The organism is Paenibacillus oceani (assembly GCF_014705615.1).
GTDB classification, from domain to species: Bacteria; Bacillota; Bacilli; order Paenibacillales; family NBRC-103111; genus Paenibacillus_AB; species Paenibacillus_AB oceani.
Window position 1 is genome coordinate 48923 of sequence record NZ_JACXJA010000046.1, and the last position, 17397, is coordinate 66319.

The following is a 17397-nucleotide window of genomic DNA, read 5'->3' on the forward strand; positions in this document are numbered from 1 at the left end:
AAAAGCTAGCGGCATCCTGGACCTTATGCACCCGCAAATGGGCGAGAGGGAACCAAATAGGAGTGGTTTGTACCCTTTATTTTGTTCGAAAACCCGCTTGGATACGAAATAAGAGCGGTTTGAAGCTTCTAAAATCCGCGAAAAGGCTGTACACCCCATCAGTTGGTTGAAAAGAGGGGGGCAAGCCTCCCTTATTCACTCCTGTTTCGCGATTGGACTGAAAATAGAGCTGCCAAAGATGCCAAAGACTCTTATCTCTTTTCGTAGGGTCTTACATCTACGTTACCGTGTCATGCAATCCCTTTGGGGCACCTCTTCAGAAAATATAGAAGCTATTACATGGGTGGCCAAAAACCAAAAACGCAAAAAGCCTGCGCATCCTCGCAAGCTTTTTGCGTTCCACAATTCCTCTGCCCGACTTACCCGGACAACCGAACAAGCTTCCTTTACCCGTTCCGGCGCTGGAACTCCTGCATAAACTCGGCCAGCGCCTTGCAGCTTTCGTACGGTACCGCGTTGTACGTGGAGGCGCGCATATGACCGACGTCGCGGTGACCCTTCAGGCCGACGAATCCGGCCGCTTCCGCTTCCTGGATAAACTTCTTCTCCAGCTCGTCGCTGCCGAGCGCGAACGTGATATTCATGAGCGAACGGCTGCCCGGATCGACAAGCCCCTCGAAGAAGCCGCCGCTGCCGTCGATGGCGTCGTAGATCAGCTTCGTTTTGTCGTGATTCAACCGCTCCATCGCTTCCAGTCCACCGAGCCCTTTAATCCACTTCAATACGAGGCTTACGATATAGACGGAGTAAACCGGCGGCGTGTTATACAGCGACTTGCTTTTGGCGTGCGTATCGTAACGAAGCATCGTAGGCAGCCCCTTGGGCGAATCCTTCAGCATGCCTTCCTTCGCGATGACGACCGTAACTCCGGACGGTCCCAGATTTTTCTGGGCGCCGGCATACAGAAAGTCGAACTTCGACACGTCCACCGGACGGCACAAAATATCGCTCGACAAGTCCGCGATCAGCGGCACGCTGCCGATATCCGGGTATTCCGCGTATTGGGAGCCGGCAATCGTCTCGTTCGACGTAATATGAATGTAGGCGGCGTTCGGGCGAACCTCAATCTCATTCGGAGCCGGGATTCGGCGGAATCCGCTTGCTTCGCCGGTACCGGCCACATACGTCTCGCCGATGCCTTTCGCTTCCTTGAGCGCTTTGTCCGCCCAGCTTCCGGTCAGTACATAACCGGCCGCTTGGCCTTGCTGCAAGTAGTTCATCGGGATCATGGCGAATTGCGTGCTGGCTCCTCCTTGGAGAAACAGCACTTCATACCCGTTCGGTACGCCAAGCAGTTCCTTCATGAGCGATTGAGCTTCATCGTTGACTTGCTCGTATTCTTTGCTCCTGTGGGAGATTTCCATAATCGACATGCCGATTCCGCGATAATCGACGAACTCCGCTTGCGCCTGCTGGAGCACGTCCAGAGGCAGCGCAGCCGGTCCGGCGTTAAAGTTGTATGCCCGTTTCGTCACAGTTACCACACCTTTTCCGTTTGTGTAATATGGCTATGATAGCAGTATTCGCGAAGCCGTTCAATACAGCAGGGCGAAATTGTCCGAAAGTTGTCTTAAAATGAAAAAATTTATTCTCCGTCCGGGTGTCCGGATGCACTCCCGGGCACCTTAAGGGTATACTCCTTTTGAACGTACGCCAAACTATGGATACCATGGCAGAAAAGAGGTGAGCATCATCGCAGCATCCGAAATGCACAGGCTGTTTATCGCCGTTCCGCTTCCTGCCGCTCTTCAAAACAAGGCGGCAGACGCGATGGACCGGCTCAGACAGGTTCAGTCGTATAAGAAATGGGTGCACCCTCAAGATTTGCATCTGACGCTAACGTTCATCGGCGACGTCCCTCCGGCCTCCATCGCCGCCATCGAGACCGAGCTGGAGAAGGTCGCTGCGCGCAGCAACCCGTTCCCGCTTCGTCTGCACGGCGCCGGCACCTTCGGACTCCCGCATTCCCCCCGTGTGCTGTGGGCCGGTCTGGACGGCGGAATGGAGCAGCTGCGGCGGCTTCAGGCAGACGTTGAAGGGCAGATGGCCGCGCTCGGCTACCCTCCGGAAAAACGTCCCTACTCGCCACATATTACGTTGGCGCGGCAATATACCGGCGACGATCCGGCACTGGAAGAGGCGCCGGCGGCACTGTTCCGCCCGGACGACGCGGACGGCTCCGCGCTCGCATGGATCGCCGACCGGATCGTCCTGTACCGCAGCCATCTAGGCCGTACGCCGATGTACGAGCCGGTCCGCACCGTCGTCTTTCACGCGGGCGGCTGACAACGCTTCCCCGATGCGCAGCCCAGCCTGGTACAGCCCGGCAGCGGACAGGGGCGGGTATGCAGCTGACAGGCCGCATCTGCCCCGCTTACAGGCCCCATCACAGCTTGTTGCTGCTGCTACTCGCGCTGCGCCAGCCCCCTAGGCATGACGGCGTACGGTCACGGCCGGATCACCTCCGCTTTCCGTACCGCGCGAAACTGCGGGGATCGCGCTTCATGACGGAGTCAACCTCCACATGCCTACACCATCAGCAGTCCAATCGCCTGGCGCACCTCGGCGATTACGCTTTGCGCCTTCTCTCTCGCTTTATCGCGTCCGATCCGAAGCACATCGACAGCGTCCGCTTCGCTTAAACGGGCGTGCCGGAGCCGGAACGGCTCGACGACCGCGTTCAGATTGGCGGCCAGTTGCCCTTTGCAGGCGACACAGCCGATCTCGGCGCGCCGGCACTGCTCCGCAATCGTCTCCCGCTCCGCCTCGCCGGTAAAGTACGAGTGCAGGTGAAACACGTTGCACCCTTCTACGGTCGGATGCCCCGGCTCCTCGCGGTAAACGCGCAACGGATCGGATACCGTCCTGCGCACCTTCTCCCCGATCGCCGTCCCGTCGTCCTTCAGACTGATGTAAGTCGCAGCGCCGTCCGATTTGCTCATTTTCCCGCTTCCGGCAAGCGACGGAACCCGGCCTGCATTTTCAATAATCGGCTGCGCTTCCGGAAATACGTCCCCGTACAGTTGATTGAACCGCCGGGCGATCGTCCGCGCAATCTCCAGATGGACGAGCTGGTCTTCTCCGACCATGACCCGCTCCGTCTTGAACAGCAGGATGTCCGCCGCCATCAGGACCGGGTATCCGACGAGCCCGTAATTAATATTGTCCGGATGCCGCTTCGCCTTCTCTTTGAACGTCGGCACTCTCATCAGCTCGCCAAGCGGCATCACCATACTCAAATAGGTGTGCAGCTCGCATATCTCCGCCGCCAGCGACGATTGCACATACAGCGTGCACCGCTGCGGATCGACGCCTCCTGCGACATAGTTGCGCGCCGTCTCGATCACATAGGAGCGCAGTTGGTCCGGTTTCGGATGCGTCGTCAGCGAATGCAGATCCGCGATAAAATAACGCGCCTCATACCGCTCCTGAGCCTCCACAAGCCCTTTCAGCGCCCCGTAATAGTTCCCTACATGCAGCTCTCCCGTCGGACGAATGCCCGATATCATACTCGTTCTAGTCATTGAAATCCCTCCATTTGTATATGCCTCTTCCGATATGGCGGCTTAGCCGCTTTGCGCCTGGTCTTGCATATTGCTTCCGTCCGTTCCGTTTTTCCGGTACCATCCGCCACCAGCCATCGCTCATTTGCGACCACACTCCTTTCCTATTTCTTCGGCAGCCGTCCCTCTGCTTTGTTATGCAGTAAACGGACTCCCGAAGTCGATTTGACCGCTTATTTAAAAAACAAAAAGAGCCTTCTATCCCCATAAAAAGGACGGAAAGCCCGCGGTGCCACCTTTAATTAGTTTGCCTCATGAGCAAACTCACTTTAGCGGTACGGAGCAATGTCGGAGAGCGCCGGCGCCATAGTCTGCCAAGCGTCACGCATTGTCGATACCGTGCCCCGGGATATCGGGTAGGCGTCCCGCCGGAGCCTAAACGTTCAGGGGGAATCCCCGCAACGGTTCGGTCCGGACGCTCGGAAGTCCATTCGGCAAGACGTCCACACCGGTTCGCACCTGCCACCGGCTCTCTGACGTTTTCGTCGTGCGTACTCCTCTTCTTCATCGCGCGTGTTATACTTACGAATGGATATTATTATACATTCGATGGGACCTCTTACGCAATCCCCTCTCCGGAAACCGCTTGTTTCCTTTGCCGAAAGCCGCCCGGGAATTCCACTGCGCTTTCATTCGCCGCATCTCAAACATTTCGCATATTTCGGCTATTTTTTGCATGAAAAAGGAAACTTTTCGTCGACAGTTGACGTCTAATCGATGTTCGGACAAAATAGGTATATTGACTTCGGAAACGGGTGAAACCAATTGATATGAAAGCCGTCAAATACTTCATTGTCTACTTCATAGCCGTACAGCTGTTGCTGCCATACGCTTTCTCGCTTTCCGACGTTTATAGCAATCGGATGGATTACAAGCTGATGCTGGACAACAACAACATGCACGACATTGACGCCGTGCTTCAACAGGTCAAACGGGATATCGACCGGAACGACCGCAGCGATTATATCGTCATGCTCGGAGACTCGGTCTTCTACGGAAGTCCGGGCAGCTCCAATCAGGCTGTCAACGTATTTCTTCAGCAAAAACCGGGAGCGCCAACCGTATACAATTTATCGTTTCCCGCCATGCAGCTCGGGGATCTTTACACGATGCTGCTGAAGCTGGAGAAGTTCGGCATCTCTACGGACAAGCTGCTGTTTAACATCCGATACGCTTCCTTTATTCCGAGGGATCCTTTTCCGCGCTCGGTATTTTGGCTGGGCGAGCATCTGCGCATCCTCGACCGCGACGCTTACGAGCATGTGCTGCCTCAGCTCAAAAGCTCGGACTTCAAGACGCCGGACGACCCTTACAAGTATTTTCAGCGCGCTCTGCACGAAGAATGGCTGCCACAGTTGTCGCTGATGAGGTACAAAGATTATTTCCGGCAAAACCTGAGTCACGCCTGGCTGAACTTTACGAACCGGCCGATTCCCGACGATGCTCTCGACGATTCCCGCGCCTGGTATATTAAGAAGGAGTGGCAGGAGTCGCAAGGGCTGAATTACAACGAGTTTCTGGAAGATCCGCTCCTCGTTGCAAGCTTTACAGACAAGCCGTTTGACTTGACCGAAAACAACGTGGACGTCTATTTCCTGAACAAAATCATCGAGCGTCAGCAAGGCAAGAAAACTTGGATAGTGCTTAGCGGGACGAATCACGATCTGATGGGAATCTCGGTCGAAAAGCCGGGGTACGGGGCGAACCTGGAAGCGATCGGCCGGATGATGGCGGACAAGCCGGTTACGTATATAAATCTGGAGGGCGTCATCGAAGGTGACTATTTTTCCGATCACACGCACTTTACTCCGGAAGGCAACGCCAAGCTGGCCGACGTGCTGTGGCCGTATTTGAACCAATAGACATTATGATCGGATAGGAGAACGACCATGCTCTTCCATACTCCCGAGTTTTTCTCGCTGATGATCGTCTCGCTGGTGCTGTTTTATGCATTTCCGCGCTGGCGGATTCCGATGCTGACGGTAGCGAACATCGTCTTTTATATCGTGGCCGGGGTCGGCAACCTGATTTTGTTTTTGGCGATGACCGCCTTCACGTATTATTGCTCCAAAGCGCTGCGCGGATCGTACAGCCGCTTTTTCCTTTGGTTTTCGATTATCGTCAACGTAGCGAATCTGCTGTTCTTTAAATATACGACGTTTCTCATCCGCTCGGTGGAAAAGGGGCTGGGCGTATCCCTGCTGACGGAGAACTCGTTTCTGCTCAAAATCGTACTTCCGATCGGGATTTCGTTCTACACGTTCCAGATGATCGCTTACCTTGTCGACGTCTATAAAAAACGGTGGGAGCCCGCCCAGTCGGTGTTCCATTTCTGGGTATTCATCTCGTTTTATGCCCACTTGGTCGCCGGACCGATTATGCGGGGGAGCGAATTTATGCCCCAGATCGACAACTTGCGCAAAATCCGCTTTAGCGCGGACAATTGGCGGCTAGGGGCGTTCTTTTTGTCGCTCGGCATATTCAAAAAAGTCGTACTCGCCGACTATTTGACGCCGCACGTCGATTCGTTTTTTCAGAACACCGCCAACTTGACCGGAGCCGAAGGCTGGATCGCCGCTTACTTGTTCGCGTTCCAGATCTTCTTCGACTTCTCGGCCTACAGCGAGATGGCACTCGGAATTGCGTATTTCTTCGGCCTGGAACTGGCCGTCAACTTTCGAACCCCGTATTTGAGCAAAAATCCGACGGAGTTTTGGCGCCGCTGGCATATTACGCTGTCCAACTGGATCAAGGACTACATCTATATCCCGCTCGGCGGCTCACGCAATGGCGAGATCCGGCAGTTCACGAACCTGTTCATCGCCATGACGATCTCCGGCATCTGGCACGGGGCGTCCTGGACGTTCGTCGCCTGGGGGATGTTTTACGGCGCATTGGCCACGGTGCACAAGCTGTACATGATGCTGAAGGAAAAGCTGGGGCTCGGCTTTCTGGACAAAAGCCGGATCTACCAGTTTATCGCCATCATCGTCTTTTTCCATATCACCTGTATCGCTTGGGTGCTGTTCCGCGCCGAAGGGCTAAGAACCGCGCTGTCGCTGATCAAGCGGATGCTGACGCCTCAGGCGTTCAACTTCGACGGTCACTACTTGTTCCTCGGCATCGTTATCGGATTGTTCGTGCTCCATATCCTCGAATATTTCCTGCACAAGCATCGCACCGGGCTGGGAGTGTGGTGGCACAACTATTTTCCGGCACCGGTACGCGCGATCCTGTACACCGCCGTGGCCGCGTTCCTCATCCTGTTCCTGAAGGGTGAACAGAACACGTTTATTTACTTCCAATTTTAAGAGAGGGGAACGTCCCCCTCTCCAAACAAAAGGACCTCAAGCTTCCCCTGCAAAAGCGGAAACCGGGGTCCTATTTCTTTGCTGCCGGCGACAAAAAAGACCGCCCGGCGGATCGCTCGCGCCGATACGGTCTGACCTCGTTTACAACATACCGCTAGTTACGAATGGAACTCTTGCCCGCAGCTGACTTCTTTCACGTACCCGGCACGTATGACGAAATCGCCGAAATGCTCGCCTTCGTTTCGTTCCTTCGCGTAACGGTTCACGATCGGCTGCAGCGAATCCAAGATGTCCGCCTCACCGATATTTTCCTTATACAGCTTGTTCAGCCGGTTGCCTGCGAATCCGCCGCCCAAGTACATATTGTACTTGCCCGGTGCTTTGCCGATAAAAGCGATCTCCGCCAGCATCGGCCGGGCGCAGCCGTTCGGGCAGCCAGTCATCCGGATGACGATCTCCTCTTCGCGCAAGCCGGCTTCGTCCAGCATCGGCTCGATCTTGTCGATCAGGGAAGGCAGGTAACGTTCCGACTCAGCCATCGCCAGCCCGCAGGTCGGTAGGGCTACGCATGCCATTGAATTTCTTCGCAGCGCCGAATGCTGTTTGCCGTCGTTCAGCCCATATTCCTTGATCATATCCTCGATCTTTTTCTTTTTCTGGGCCGATACGTTGCCGATAATGAGGTTCTGGTTCGCCGTGAGCCGGTAATCCCCCGAATGTACTTTGGCGATTTCCCGCAAACCGGTCATGAGCGGGTAGCCTTCCTCGTCCTTGATCCGTCCGTTCTGGATGAACAATGTGTAATGCCATTTGCCGTTGCTGCCCTTCACCCAGCCGTAACGGTCGCCGCTATGGTCGAACCGGTAGGGACGCGCTTCTTCGAGCTTCCATCCCAGACGATTCGTCAGCTCCTGGATAAACCAGTCGATGCCGCGGTCGTCGATCGTATATTTGAACCGGGCATGCTTCCGCACCGCGCGGTCGCCGTAATCGCGCTGAATCGTCACGGTTTTCTCGGCCACATCGACAATCTGCTCCGGCTTGCAAAATCCGATCACTTGACCGACCTGCGGATACGTTTTCGGATCGCCGTGCGTCATCCCCATCCCGCCGCCTACCGAGACGTTGAACCCTTGCAGCTGTCCGTCCTCAACGATGGCGACAAAGCCCAAATCTTGCGAGAAAACGTCCACGTCGTTGGACGGCGGAACCGCTACGCCGATTTTAAACTTGCGCGGCAAGTAAACCGGTCCGTAAATCGGCTCCTGTTCGGCCTCGGTATCCTGGCTGTCCACCACTTTCTCGCCGTCGAGCCAAATTTCGTAATAAGCTCTCGTCCGCGGGTTTAAATGCTCGCTCACTTGCCGCGCCCACTCGTACACCTCGGCATGAACGTCCGACTGGTACGGGTTCGGGTTGCACATCACGTTGCGGTTCACGTCGCCGCAGGCGGCCAATGTGCTTAGCAGGGCGTCGTTCACTTCGCGGATCGTTTTTTTCAGGTTCCATTTAATAATACCGTGCAGTTGGAACGACTGACGCGTCGTCAAGCGAATCGTCGAGCCGGCAACCTCCTGCGCCAGACGATCCAGCATCAGCCATTGTTCCGGCGTAACGACGCCCCCTGCCGCGCGTACGCGCAGCATGAACTGATAAGCCGGCTCCAGCTTTTGCTTCTGCCGCTCGTTCCGCAAGTCCCGATCGTCCTGCATGTAACTGCCGTGGAATTTCATCAATCGATTGTCGTCTTCGGGAATCGATCCCGTGATGACGTCTTGAAGCGTCTCTTCGAGGCTTCCGCGCAAATAATTGCTTTCCCGTTTAATATGCTCTACTTCGCTGTGCGGCGCACTGTTCGACGAAAGCAAATTGTTGTCCGACATGACATGCCATCTCCTCTCGCAATTGTTCTATAACAAAGCTGCGACTACCCCCAGCCTATTTTAATAAACATCCCGCTGGTAACGCTTCTGCTGCTGCATACGGATCAAATACGATTCGGCTTCCTCCGGGCTCAAATCCCCGTGTTGTTCGAGGATCGTCGCCAAAGCAGCATGGACGTCGTGCGCCATCTTCTTCTCATCGCCGCATACGTATACATGCGCGCCTTCCTGCAGCCATGCGTACAGCTCCCGGCTCTTCTCCATCATCCGGTGCTGCACATACACTTTGCGTTCGGTATCGCGCGAGAACGCCACATCCATCCGTGTCAGCACGCCGTCCTTCAGCAGACGCTGCCATTCGGTCTGGTACAGAAAGTCGGTGGAGAACCGCTGGTCGCCGTAGAACAGCCACGATTTTCCTGCCGCGCCCGTTTCCTGGCGCTCCGCCATAAACGCCCGGAACGGCGCGACACCGGTTCCCGGCCCGATCATAATGATCGGCGTCTCCGGATTTTCAGGAAGCTTGAAATTCGGGTTGTGCTGAATAAATACCGGCAGCGTATCGCCCGGCTCTACCCGATCGGCAAGCTGAACGGAGCAGACACCGTGGCGGACGCGCCCATGCGCTTCGTAACGCACCGCTCGGACCGTAACGTGCACTTCGTCCGGAGTTGCGGCTTGGCTACTGGCGATCGAGTACAGCCGCGGCGGAATTTTGCGCAAAATGGAAACGAACTCGCCGGCCGGCACGCCTTTCAACGAATGATCTTGCACCAGGTCGAGCAAATCCCGTTCAGCGATATACGCCTTAAGCTCCTGCTCCCGTCCCGCCTCCAGCAGTTCCTTCAGCCCGTCATTTGCGGTAAGCTGCAGTGCCTGCGCCAGCAGCGGTTTCGTCAAGACGGTAATTTCGTAATGACGAAGCAGCGCCTCGCGCAGCGGCCGTGTTTCGCCGTTTTTGTTTACGGGCACGGCTTCGTCCGCGTTCCAGCCCATCGCTTCGATCAAGTCGTCGACGAGCTCAGGATGGTTCTCCGGATAGACACCCAGGCTGTCGCCCGGCTCGTACCGCAGATTCGAACCTTCCAGCGACAGCTCAATATGGCGGGTCTCGCGTTGCGATCCACGGCCGTTTAAGTTCAGATTATCGAGCACTTCCGATTGGAACGGATTCGATCGCGAATATTCCGATTCCGTATCGGCCACCGCCGAACCTGCGCTGGACTGAATAGGCGCAGCCGCCGACTCACCGAGCTTCGCCAGAACAGCATTCATCCATTCTGCCGCGCTCTCGCCGAAATCGACGTCGCAATCGACGCGCGGAACAAGCCGCTCGCCGCCCAGCTCTTCCAGTTGTTTGTCAAAGTCTTTGCCCGTCTGGCAAAAAAACTCGTAGGACGTATCCCCAAGCGCCAGCACGGAGAAGCGGAGACCTTCCAGCCGCGGCGCTCTTTTGCTATGAAGAAATTCGTAGAAAGTAACGGCGTTGTCCGGAGCGTCTCCTTCCCCATGGGTGCTGACCAGAATGAACAGGTTTTCAACCTTCTTTAAGCCGTTCGTCTTAAAATCGCTCATCGAGGAGAGCGAAGCCCGGAAGCCTTGCTCCTCCAGCTTTTTGGCGAATTTCTTGGCAAGCCCCGCGCAGTTGCCGGTCTGCGATCCGTAAATCACGGTCGCTTCCTTGGAAACAGCCGCTACGCTGCCGGTTGAAGCCGCAGGCACTGCCGTACCCGATGCAGCCGATGAACCTGCCGCCTGAAAGGCCGTGAGGTAGCCGCTCAACCAATTACGCTGCGCTTCCGTCAGCGTCGGCAGCAGCCGGTTAAGCAGTTCGGCCTGCTCCTGACTAAAGGGACTGTTCGTGACTCGAAGTTCCAAACGTATACACCTCGCCTAACATCCACTGAAATAAATTCCAAGTATTCTTATCTAAATTATACTTCCCTCTTGAACCCTACCACTACAGGCGGTATCGGTCAATTAGAGTGATCTTATAGGATTCATCAGGAATACTGATAAAAGGAAATCTTCACAAAAAAAGACCGCCTGCGGATGACTCCGCCGGACGGCCGCTTTGACGCTAAAAAAAATTGCCTGTAAGAGATCCCGTTCCCGCTGAATACCATTCCGCCCGACTTCCGATCATGTCCAACGTTTCGAAGTCTTCCTTTATAAAGGAGGCAAGCATCTCCGCCACCCGGCAAGGCCGCTTCTTCAAGGCTCGATTTTTTGCAAAGGGACTGGATCAGTCTGCTTGTTGCGGCGGTATTCGCTCGGGGAGATGCCGTAGTACTTTTTGAATGTGCTGGTAAAGGTGGAGGAATTCAGATAGCCGGTTTTCTCGCCGATCTCGGCAACCGACCATTCGGTGCGCTTCAGCATGTCTTTGGCATGCGACAGCCGGACTTTGTTCAAATACTCGACGAAGTTGACGCCGAACGTTTTTTTGAAGTAGTTGGAAAAATATTTCGGGGTCGTCTCCAGCTTCTCCGCCATATGGTCGAGATGGAGGTTTTCATTATAGTGCAGGTCGATGTACCGGGCGATGGATACCGCGTCGAGCTTGCTTTTATGTCCGAGATTCGTTTTGTCCGCGATCGCCTTGATTGCTCTCACGAGCGCCTTCTTCATCTCCTCCTGCCGGGAGGCGCTGTCCAACCGGCGGATAAACTCCGCCTCCAGCACGGCGATCTCGGACGGGTCCGCTTCGCTCGTCTCGAGCAGCTTCAGCATCCGGTAAAACACCGTCTTGACTACAAGGGCCAGCTGATGGTAATGCACGTGCTTCTCCTTATTCTGAGCGAACATATCGTCGATCAGCCGGAAGCATTCGGCTTCGTTGCCGGTTACGAGACAGTGGGCCGCTTTCTCGATATCGTATAACGGCACGTGCACCTTCCAGGTATGCCGGATCGTCTGCACGTCCGTTACCGGGCTATCGGCGTGGATATGACGATAGGCGAAGCCGTCTTCCGCCTCGCGATACGCCTTGTGCACGTTCGCCGCTTCGGAAGCATACAGACGGCTGATCGACGCCGAAGCCGTATAACCGTCCCATGCTTCGTTTGCCCCTTTCGGCATCAGCCCGTTCAACTCCCGGGTGATCGGATCGCGCGCTGAAGCGCCGGGCAAGCCGATCACCGCCACCAGCCGCCGCCCGGCCATCGGGAATACATGCACCGGCCGCTCCGTCAGCCGCATCCCTTCTTGCAGCCGCAAGGCGATTTCCTCCAGACGCCCGGAACCGGGCTGCCCGCCGTCCCCGTTCGCCCGCAAGCCGACGATGACAAGAACGAAGCTTTTCTCTTCATAAAATTCCTTGAAATATTGCTGCAGCCGGAGCTCGGCCTCCCGCGAAGGAGCTTCGTCCAGCAGCAAGCGGTGGAACGCCGACTTGCGCATCTCCGCGCGAAATACGTCCATCTCGGTGCGGATCGAGACGTTCTCCTCCTGAATTCTCGTAATCCCGCTGCGGATAATCCGGTAATCGGCGCCTGCTTCGCGCTGATCCCGCAGCCCGACCAGCTTGACGATGCTGCGCACCGGCCGGTACAAATAAAAACTGAGCAGCACCGACAGCACGATCGCGCAGGCGATTGCCACGGCCATAATGTTCCGGTTCACTTCTGTGACCGCTTCCATATTGGCAAACCGGTACGGCGATTTATTAATATACAGAAACCCGTTATAGTCGGACTTGAACAAATTGTACTCGTAATCTTTATTTTTGAGCGTCTCCTCTGCGTTCGATCCGAAACGAAGCTCGCCCAGCATATCGACCAGATCCCAGCTTTCTTCGGTATTCAGGACGATATTGCGGTCCTGATCCATCACGATCAGCGACGTGCCCTGCATCATCGCCTGCTGGTTGACATGCTGCATCAGCCTCTCGTTGTCCAGAAAGATGAGCACGTTCATATTGGACGTCTGATTACTGCCAAGAACCGGAATGAGTTTTTTCTGCGTTCCTCCGAACTGTCCGGTATCCTCGTACCAGCCGGCTGGATATACCCGCAGTGGATGTTTGGCGTTCGCCTGGAGCTTCCAGTAGTCGGCGCTGTAGGTCGAATTGGCGTAGCCGTTCCGGATCAACTCCGACAGCCGGATCGTGCCGGCGGCCGTGATCGCAAGATCCGAGCTTGGATGGTAAACGATCACTTCCTCGATATATTCGATCGGGGAGAGCAGCAGCCTAATATTCGTATAGGTCATATACGCATCCGGCATGGACAGCGCGCCTTCGCCTTCCGCCTCCCAGGCGTTGTACGGGAGCAGTTGGATCGCATATATAAGTTCGTTAATATCTTTGAAGCTGTCGTCGAACACGCGGATCATATTTTTAACGACCAGCTTGTTGTTTTCACTGACCTGATTGTAGATGCCGGAGAGCGAATTTTTGTATACCAGATAATTGGATACGAACATGATCGTCCCTACAAGCAGCAGCGCTAAGAAGATTTGCAGAAGCCCTTTATTGACCCTCATCATCCTGAGCTTGGTCAAAGCGCCACCCCATTCCTACGCGGGGATAACCCGAGTCGTCGTCTTCGCTATATTCGACAGCAGCTCGGTTATCCCTTCTCCGAGCCGAGCATGATCCCTTTGGCAAAATATCGCTGGGCGAACGGATAGATGAGGAGCACCGGAATCATGGAGATAAAAATCGTCGCGTTTTTTAACGCCTGAGGCGTGAGCGTCGCCTGGTCGATCAACCCCGTCTCGCGGGCCGTATCGAAAAACAGCATGTCGCGCAGCACAACCTGGAGCGGATACAGCGACGTGTCGTTCAAATAAATCATCGGGATAAAGAAGCTGTTCCAGTGTCCCATAAAATAAAACAAACCGATGGAAGCAAGCGCCGGCTTCGACAGCGGAATCATAATGCTGCCCAAAATCCGGTATTCCGAGGCTCCGTCGATCACCGCCGATTCCCGCAAGCTGGGAGACATCGATTCGAAGAAGCTTTTGAGGATCAGCAGCTCGATCGTCCAGATGGCGTTTGGCAGCAGGATTGCCCACATCGTATCGATCAGATGCAGCTTCTGCACGATCAGATAAGTCGGAATAATCCCCCCGGTCAAAAACATCGTCAGCACGATCGCGATCATAAACCATTTTCTGCCGAAAAAGGTCGGTCTCGATAAAGGATATGCCGCAATGGCCGTCATTAGCAGATTGATCAGCGTCCCGAGCCCCGTATATACGATCGTATTCCAGTACGCGCGAGGAATTTTCGGATTCTCCAAAATTTGCTTGTAGGCTTCGATATTAAACCCTTTCGGCCACAAAAACACTTTGTTTTGCACAATGTACGCCGTATCGCTAAAGGAGACGGCCACGATGAACAGCACCGGGTATACTGTGACGATCGCCACAAGACTTAATACAACGACCAGCACCGCATCAAACGGCGTAAACCGCTGCCTTAGCGCTCCCCCTTTTACCATAATCCCCGACCTCCCGCCCGCTTGCTGATCCGATTCGACAGAAGCAGCATGATCAGGGCGATTACCGATTCGAACAGCCCTACCGCCGCCGCGTAGCTATAGTTCGTCTCGAGCAGCCCTTTCCGGTAAACGTAGGTAGAGAACACGTCCGCCACCTCGTAGGTCATCGGATTATACAGCAGCAGCACCTTCTCGTAGCCGATCCGGAACATCGAGCCCGATTTGATAATGAACATGATCAGGATGGTCGGCATGATGCTCGGAATCGTAATGTAGCGCATCATCTGGAACCGGCTTGCTCCGTCCACGCGCGCCGCTTCGTACAACGTCGGATCGATGCTGGCGATGGCCGCGAGGTAGATGATCGCCTCGTAGCCCATATGCTGCCAGATTTCGGACGAGACATAGATGCCCCGGAACCATTCGGGAGCAGCGAGGAAATATTTCGCTTCCAGTCCCAGCGCCTTTAGCGCCTCGTTGACGAGACCGTGCGTCGGGGACAAAAAGTCGATAATCATCGAGCTGACAATCACGACGGACAGAAACGCCGGCAAATAGCTGAACGTTTGCACCGTCTTTTTGAATTTGACGCTCCGCACCTCATTCAGCATCACCGCGAACAGGATCGGGAACGGAAATGCCCATATGAGCGTGAACAATCCGAGCAGAAACGTATTTTTGAACAACAGCCAGAAGTCGGGGCTGTCAAAAAACTTACGGAAATGCTCCAGTCCCACCCACTCGCTGCCGAGTATGCCCTGGTAAACGTTGTAATCTTTAAATGCGATAATGAGTCCGTACAGCGGGCCGTACCGGAACAACGCGTAAAACACGATACAAGGAATAAATAAGATCAGAAGCTGCCGGTCCCGTTTCATATGCCGCCAAGCCGAAACGAGCCGGGAATGCCGGGCGCTCTGCTTCCGCCCTGTAGCCAGCTCGGGCTGTGTCGTTTGCATGGGCTTCCTCCCAGGTCAAGAACAGGACACCCGGATTCGTACAAAGTCAGAGCATGGAAAGACACATGATCGAAGTCTGACCTTATAACCGGCGATTGCCGCCATCCGGGTGCCGCTGACCGACTGTATCTGATTTCATTGAAAAGCATGCCGTTCTGCTAAGCGCAAGCTGCCGCTTCGGACCGAAACGACTCGACCTTGAAATCCTTCGATCGGTCAGCGGAGTATAATCGCTCTTACTTCGTCTCGTCGTACCGTTTCTGCGCGGCATTGTAGGCGTCGATAAACTTTTTCGCGCCGAGCTTTTCGGCCGTTTGCAGCCATTCGTTCCATTGCGCCTCGCCGAATTCTTTTTTCATGACGTATTTCGTGCTGAACTCGTTCGCCGCCTTGTCGATGGCAACCCGGAGCTCCGCGAGCGTTTTCGTTTCCTCATCCGTAAACTTCAGCTCCGGATCGGCCGCTTCGAACTTTCTCGCCTTGACGATTTTGTCCTGCGCTTCCTGCTCCTTCTCCGTGAAGTTGTAGTATACGCTCCGTTTGTCCGGACGCAAGTACATCCCTTCCAACCACATGCCGTATTTCGACTCAAGCGCCTTAATATCGACATTGGCCACATCTTTCAGCTCGGAGTATACCGGCTTGCCGTTCGTCAGGTTGAACGTTTGACCCTCGACGCCCATTGTGACAAGCGACGATCCCGACGGGCTGGTCAAGTAGTCGAGCAGCTTCAGGGCGACTTCTTTGTTTTTGCCGTTAGGCACGACGATGCCGAAATTGCTTATTTTCGGCAGGCTGCGGATATTGCCGGTAGGACCGACCGGGTTGCCGTAACGCAGGTTGTATTCCGGAATTTGCGACTTGACCTGGTTCGCGAACGCATCCAGACGTCCGATCCAGTCGAACGTTACGAACGATTTGTTATTCGTCGTCATTTTGGCCGTCCAGGAAGCGTCGGTATCGGTTATAAATTCAGGGTCCATCAGTCCTTCGTCGTACAGCTTCTTCATGAAGTCGATCATATTTTTGTATTCGGGCGACGTGAACGCAAGCTTCCATGTTTTTGCCTTCTCGTCGTAATAGGCCGGGCTGCCCGAGCCGCCGATGCCCCAGCCGTAAGCCCAGTCGCGGAATATGTTTTCCTTCGTCTTCGAGGCGTACGGGTAAGACTGCGGATAAGCCGCCTTCAACTGCTTAAGCGCTGCGTAAAACTCGTCCGTATTCGTCCACTCTTTAATGTTGATCTTGTCGAAAATATCTTTGCGGTACAGGAAGCCGTGGTTGACGTCGCGGTTCAGCCCGTAGATCGGCCAAGCATACATATTGTTTTTCTCGTCCGACCACGATTTCATGATCCAGTTGTTCTCCGCCGTATCGACATACAGCTTCTTGAAGTTAGGCAGCTGATTCAAGTAGGAGTTGATCGGCGTCAGCGCTCCCTGACCGCCCATCTTATTAATTTCCGCCTGCGTCTGTCCGTGGAAAATGTCCGGAAGCTTGCCGGAAGCGACCACGACCTTCAGCTTGTCTTTAAACGTCTGGGCTGAATACGCCTGAATATCCAATTTAATGCCCGTCCGTTTCTCGATTTCTTTCACGACCATCGAATCGCCCAAGTTCGGATTATCGCTGACCAGCATCCACGTCAGCGTAGTTGGCGTACTGACGATCGGCAGCTTGATTCCCCCGGTATCCCCGTAATCGGCTGCCGCCGCGTTTGGCTTCGGTTCCGCCGTTCCCCCTGCCGCCGGCTGCTTAACTTCCTCGGTTTTGCCTCCGCACCCCGCTACGATCGATGCGGCCAGCGACATCGCCAGCACAAGCGGAGCTTTTTTCATTCCCGCCATATACCCGACTCCTCCTTTTTAACATGGCTTCGGAACCCGTTATCGGTAGTTCCTGCTTCCCCCTGTATGCAACTTCGGTCGCATATCCCCCATTATAGAACGCTTTCGCCGGTAGTAAATAAAGCGTTTTCAACACAGTTCGATTTTTCGCCACGCTCCTTGATAAAACCCCAAAACCGTTGCAGCAGTAGGCATTTCAGGAAGTGGAAAATGCTAATAAGGTAGAAAATAAGCAAATGCCGCAAGCAAAACCGGCCGGCCCGGCTCGTTTTTTTCTTTTCACAATTTCCCACAATCTTTTCATTTTTCTCCCTCAATTTGCCGATA

Annotated in this window: 11 protein-coding genes and 1 other annotated feature; of the genes, 3 read left to right on the forward strand and 8 right to left on the reverse strand. The window is 54.8% G+C overall.

Annotation, left to right across the window (positions count from 1 at the left end; genetic code table 11):
* Nucleotides 1-446: 446 nt before the first annotated feature.
* Nucleotides 447-1535, reverse strand: coding sequence for a 3-phosphoserine/phosphohydroxythreonine transaminase (gene serC / locus IDH45_RS27485; RefSeq protein WP_190931355.1), 1089 nt, complete (start codon nucleotides 1533-1535; stop codon nucleotides 447-449).
* 208 nt (nucleotides 1536-1743) lie between these two features.
* Here serC and thpR point away from each other — a divergent pair, with 208 nt between their 5' ends.
* A complete protein-coding gene (gene thpR, locus IDH45_RS27490; protein WP_317891301.1) occupies nucleotides 1744-2346 on the forward strand; it encodes an RNA 2',3'-cyclic phosphodiesterase in 603 nt (200 codons plus the stop codon).
* 242 nt (nucleotides 2347-2588) lie between these two features.
* On the opposite strand, the gene trpS is transcribed toward thpR, so the two are convergent.
* On the reverse strand, nucleotides 2589-3584 hold the full coding sequence (gene trpS, locus IDH45_RS27495; RefSeq protein ID WP_190931356.1) for a tryptophan--tRNA ligase: 996 nt from the start codon (nucleotides 3582-3584) through the stop codon (nucleotides 2589-2591).
* A 247-nt stretch (nucleotides 3585-3831) separates the two neighbouring features.
* Nucleotides 3832-4140 (reverse strand) — a binding site (T-box leader).
* Nucleotides 4141-4393: 253 nt separating this feature from the next.
* Between trpS and IDH45_RS27500 the strand changes: the two genes are divergently transcribed.
* Nucleotides 4394-5485 carry a hypothetical protein gene (locus IDH45_RS27500; protein WP_190931357.1) on the forward strand — a complete coding sequence of 364 codons (1092 nt, stop codon included), beginning with the start codon at nucleotides 4394-4396 and terminating at the stop codon, nucleotides 5483-5485.
* 27 nt (nucleotides 5486-5512) lie between these two features.
* Complete coding sequence (locus tag IDH45_RS27505) at nucleotides 5513-6934, forward strand: MBOAT family O-acyltransferase (protein ID WP_190931358.1); 1422 nt, start codon at nucleotides 5513-5515, stop codon at nucleotides 6932-6934.
* A 158-nt stretch (nucleotides 6935-7092) separates the two neighbouring features.
* Here the strand turns inward: IDH45_RS27505 and cysI are convergent, their stop codons facing one another.
* The 6 genes from cysI to IDH45_RS27535 form a co-directional block, all read right to left on the reverse strand.
* Nucleotides 7093-8817 (reverse strand): assimilatory sulfite reductase (NADPH) hemoprotein subunit, encoded by a 1725-nt coding sequence (cysI, locus tag IDH45_RS27510; RefSeq protein ID WP_190931359.1) that lies wholly within the window; start codon nucleotides 8815-8817, stop codon nucleotides 7093-7095.
* A 60-nt stretch (nucleotides 8818-8877) separates the two neighbouring features.
* Complete coding sequence (locus tag IDH45_RS27515) at nucleotides 8878-10695, reverse strand: assimilatory sulfite reductase (NADPH) flavoprotein subunit (RefSeq protein WP_190931360.1); 1818 nt, start codon at nucleotides 10693-10695, stop codon at nucleotides 8878-8880.
* A 336-nt stretch (nucleotides 10696-11031) separates the two neighbouring features.
* Nucleotides 11032-13320, reverse strand: coding sequence for a helix-turn-helix domain-containing protein (locus IDH45_RS27520; RefSeq protein WP_190931361.1), 2289 nt, complete (start codon nucleotides 13318-13320; stop codon nucleotides 11032-11034).
* A gap of 68 nt (nucleotides 13321-13388) precedes the next feature.
* Nucleotides 13389-14264, reverse strand: a complete 876-nt coding sequence (locus IDH45_RS27525) for a carbohydrate ABC transporter permease (protein ID WP_190931362.1) — start codon at nucleotides 14262-14264, stop codon at nucleotides 13389-13391.
* Entirely contained in the window at nucleotides 14258-15223 is a 966-nt protein-coding gene (locus tag IDH45_RS27530; RefSeq protein WP_190931363.1) for an ABC transporter permease, read from the reverse strand. Before IDH45_RS27530 ends, IDH45_RS27525 begins: the two co-directional genes overlap by 7 nt.
* A 236-nt stretch (nucleotides 15224-15459) precedes the next feature.
* Entirely contained in the window at nucleotides 15460-17070 is a 1611-nt protein-coding gene (locus tag IDH45_RS27535; protein ID WP_223837006.1) for an extracellular solute-binding protein, read from the reverse strand.
* Nucleotides 17071-17397: the final 327 nt, after the last annotated feature.

Excerpts from the sequence above, each read along its gene's own strand:
- IDH45_RS27535 (WP_223837006.1), bottom strand. The coding sequence starts at position 17,070 with ATGGCGGGAATGAAAAAAGCTCCGCTTGTGCTGGCGATGTCGCTGGCC.
- IDH45_RS27505 (WP_190931358.1), top strand. The coding sequence starts at position 5,513 with ATGCTCTTCCATACTCCCGAGTTTTTCTCGCTGATGATCGTCTCGCTG.
- cysI (WP_190931359.1), bottom strand. The coding sequence starts at position 8,817 with ATGTCGGACAACAATTTGCTTTCGTCGAACAGTGCGCCGCACAGCGAA.
- IDH45_RS27530 (WP_190931363.1), bottom strand. The coding sequence starts at position 15,223 with ATGCAAACGACACAGCCCGAGCTGGCTACAGGGCGGAAGCAGAGCGCC.
- IDH45_RS27500 (WP_190931357.1), top strand. The coding sequence starts at position 4,394 with ATGAAAGCCGTCAAATACTTCATTGTCTACTTCATAGCCGTACAGCTG.
- IDH45_RS27525 (WP_190931362.1), bottom strand. The coding sequence starts at position 14,264 with ATGGTAAAAGGGGGAGCGCTAAGGCAGCGGTTTACGCCGTTTGATGCG.
- trpS (WP_190931356.1), bottom strand. The coding sequence starts at position 3,584 with ATGACTAGAACGAGTATGATATCGGGCATTCGTCCGACGGGAGAGCTG.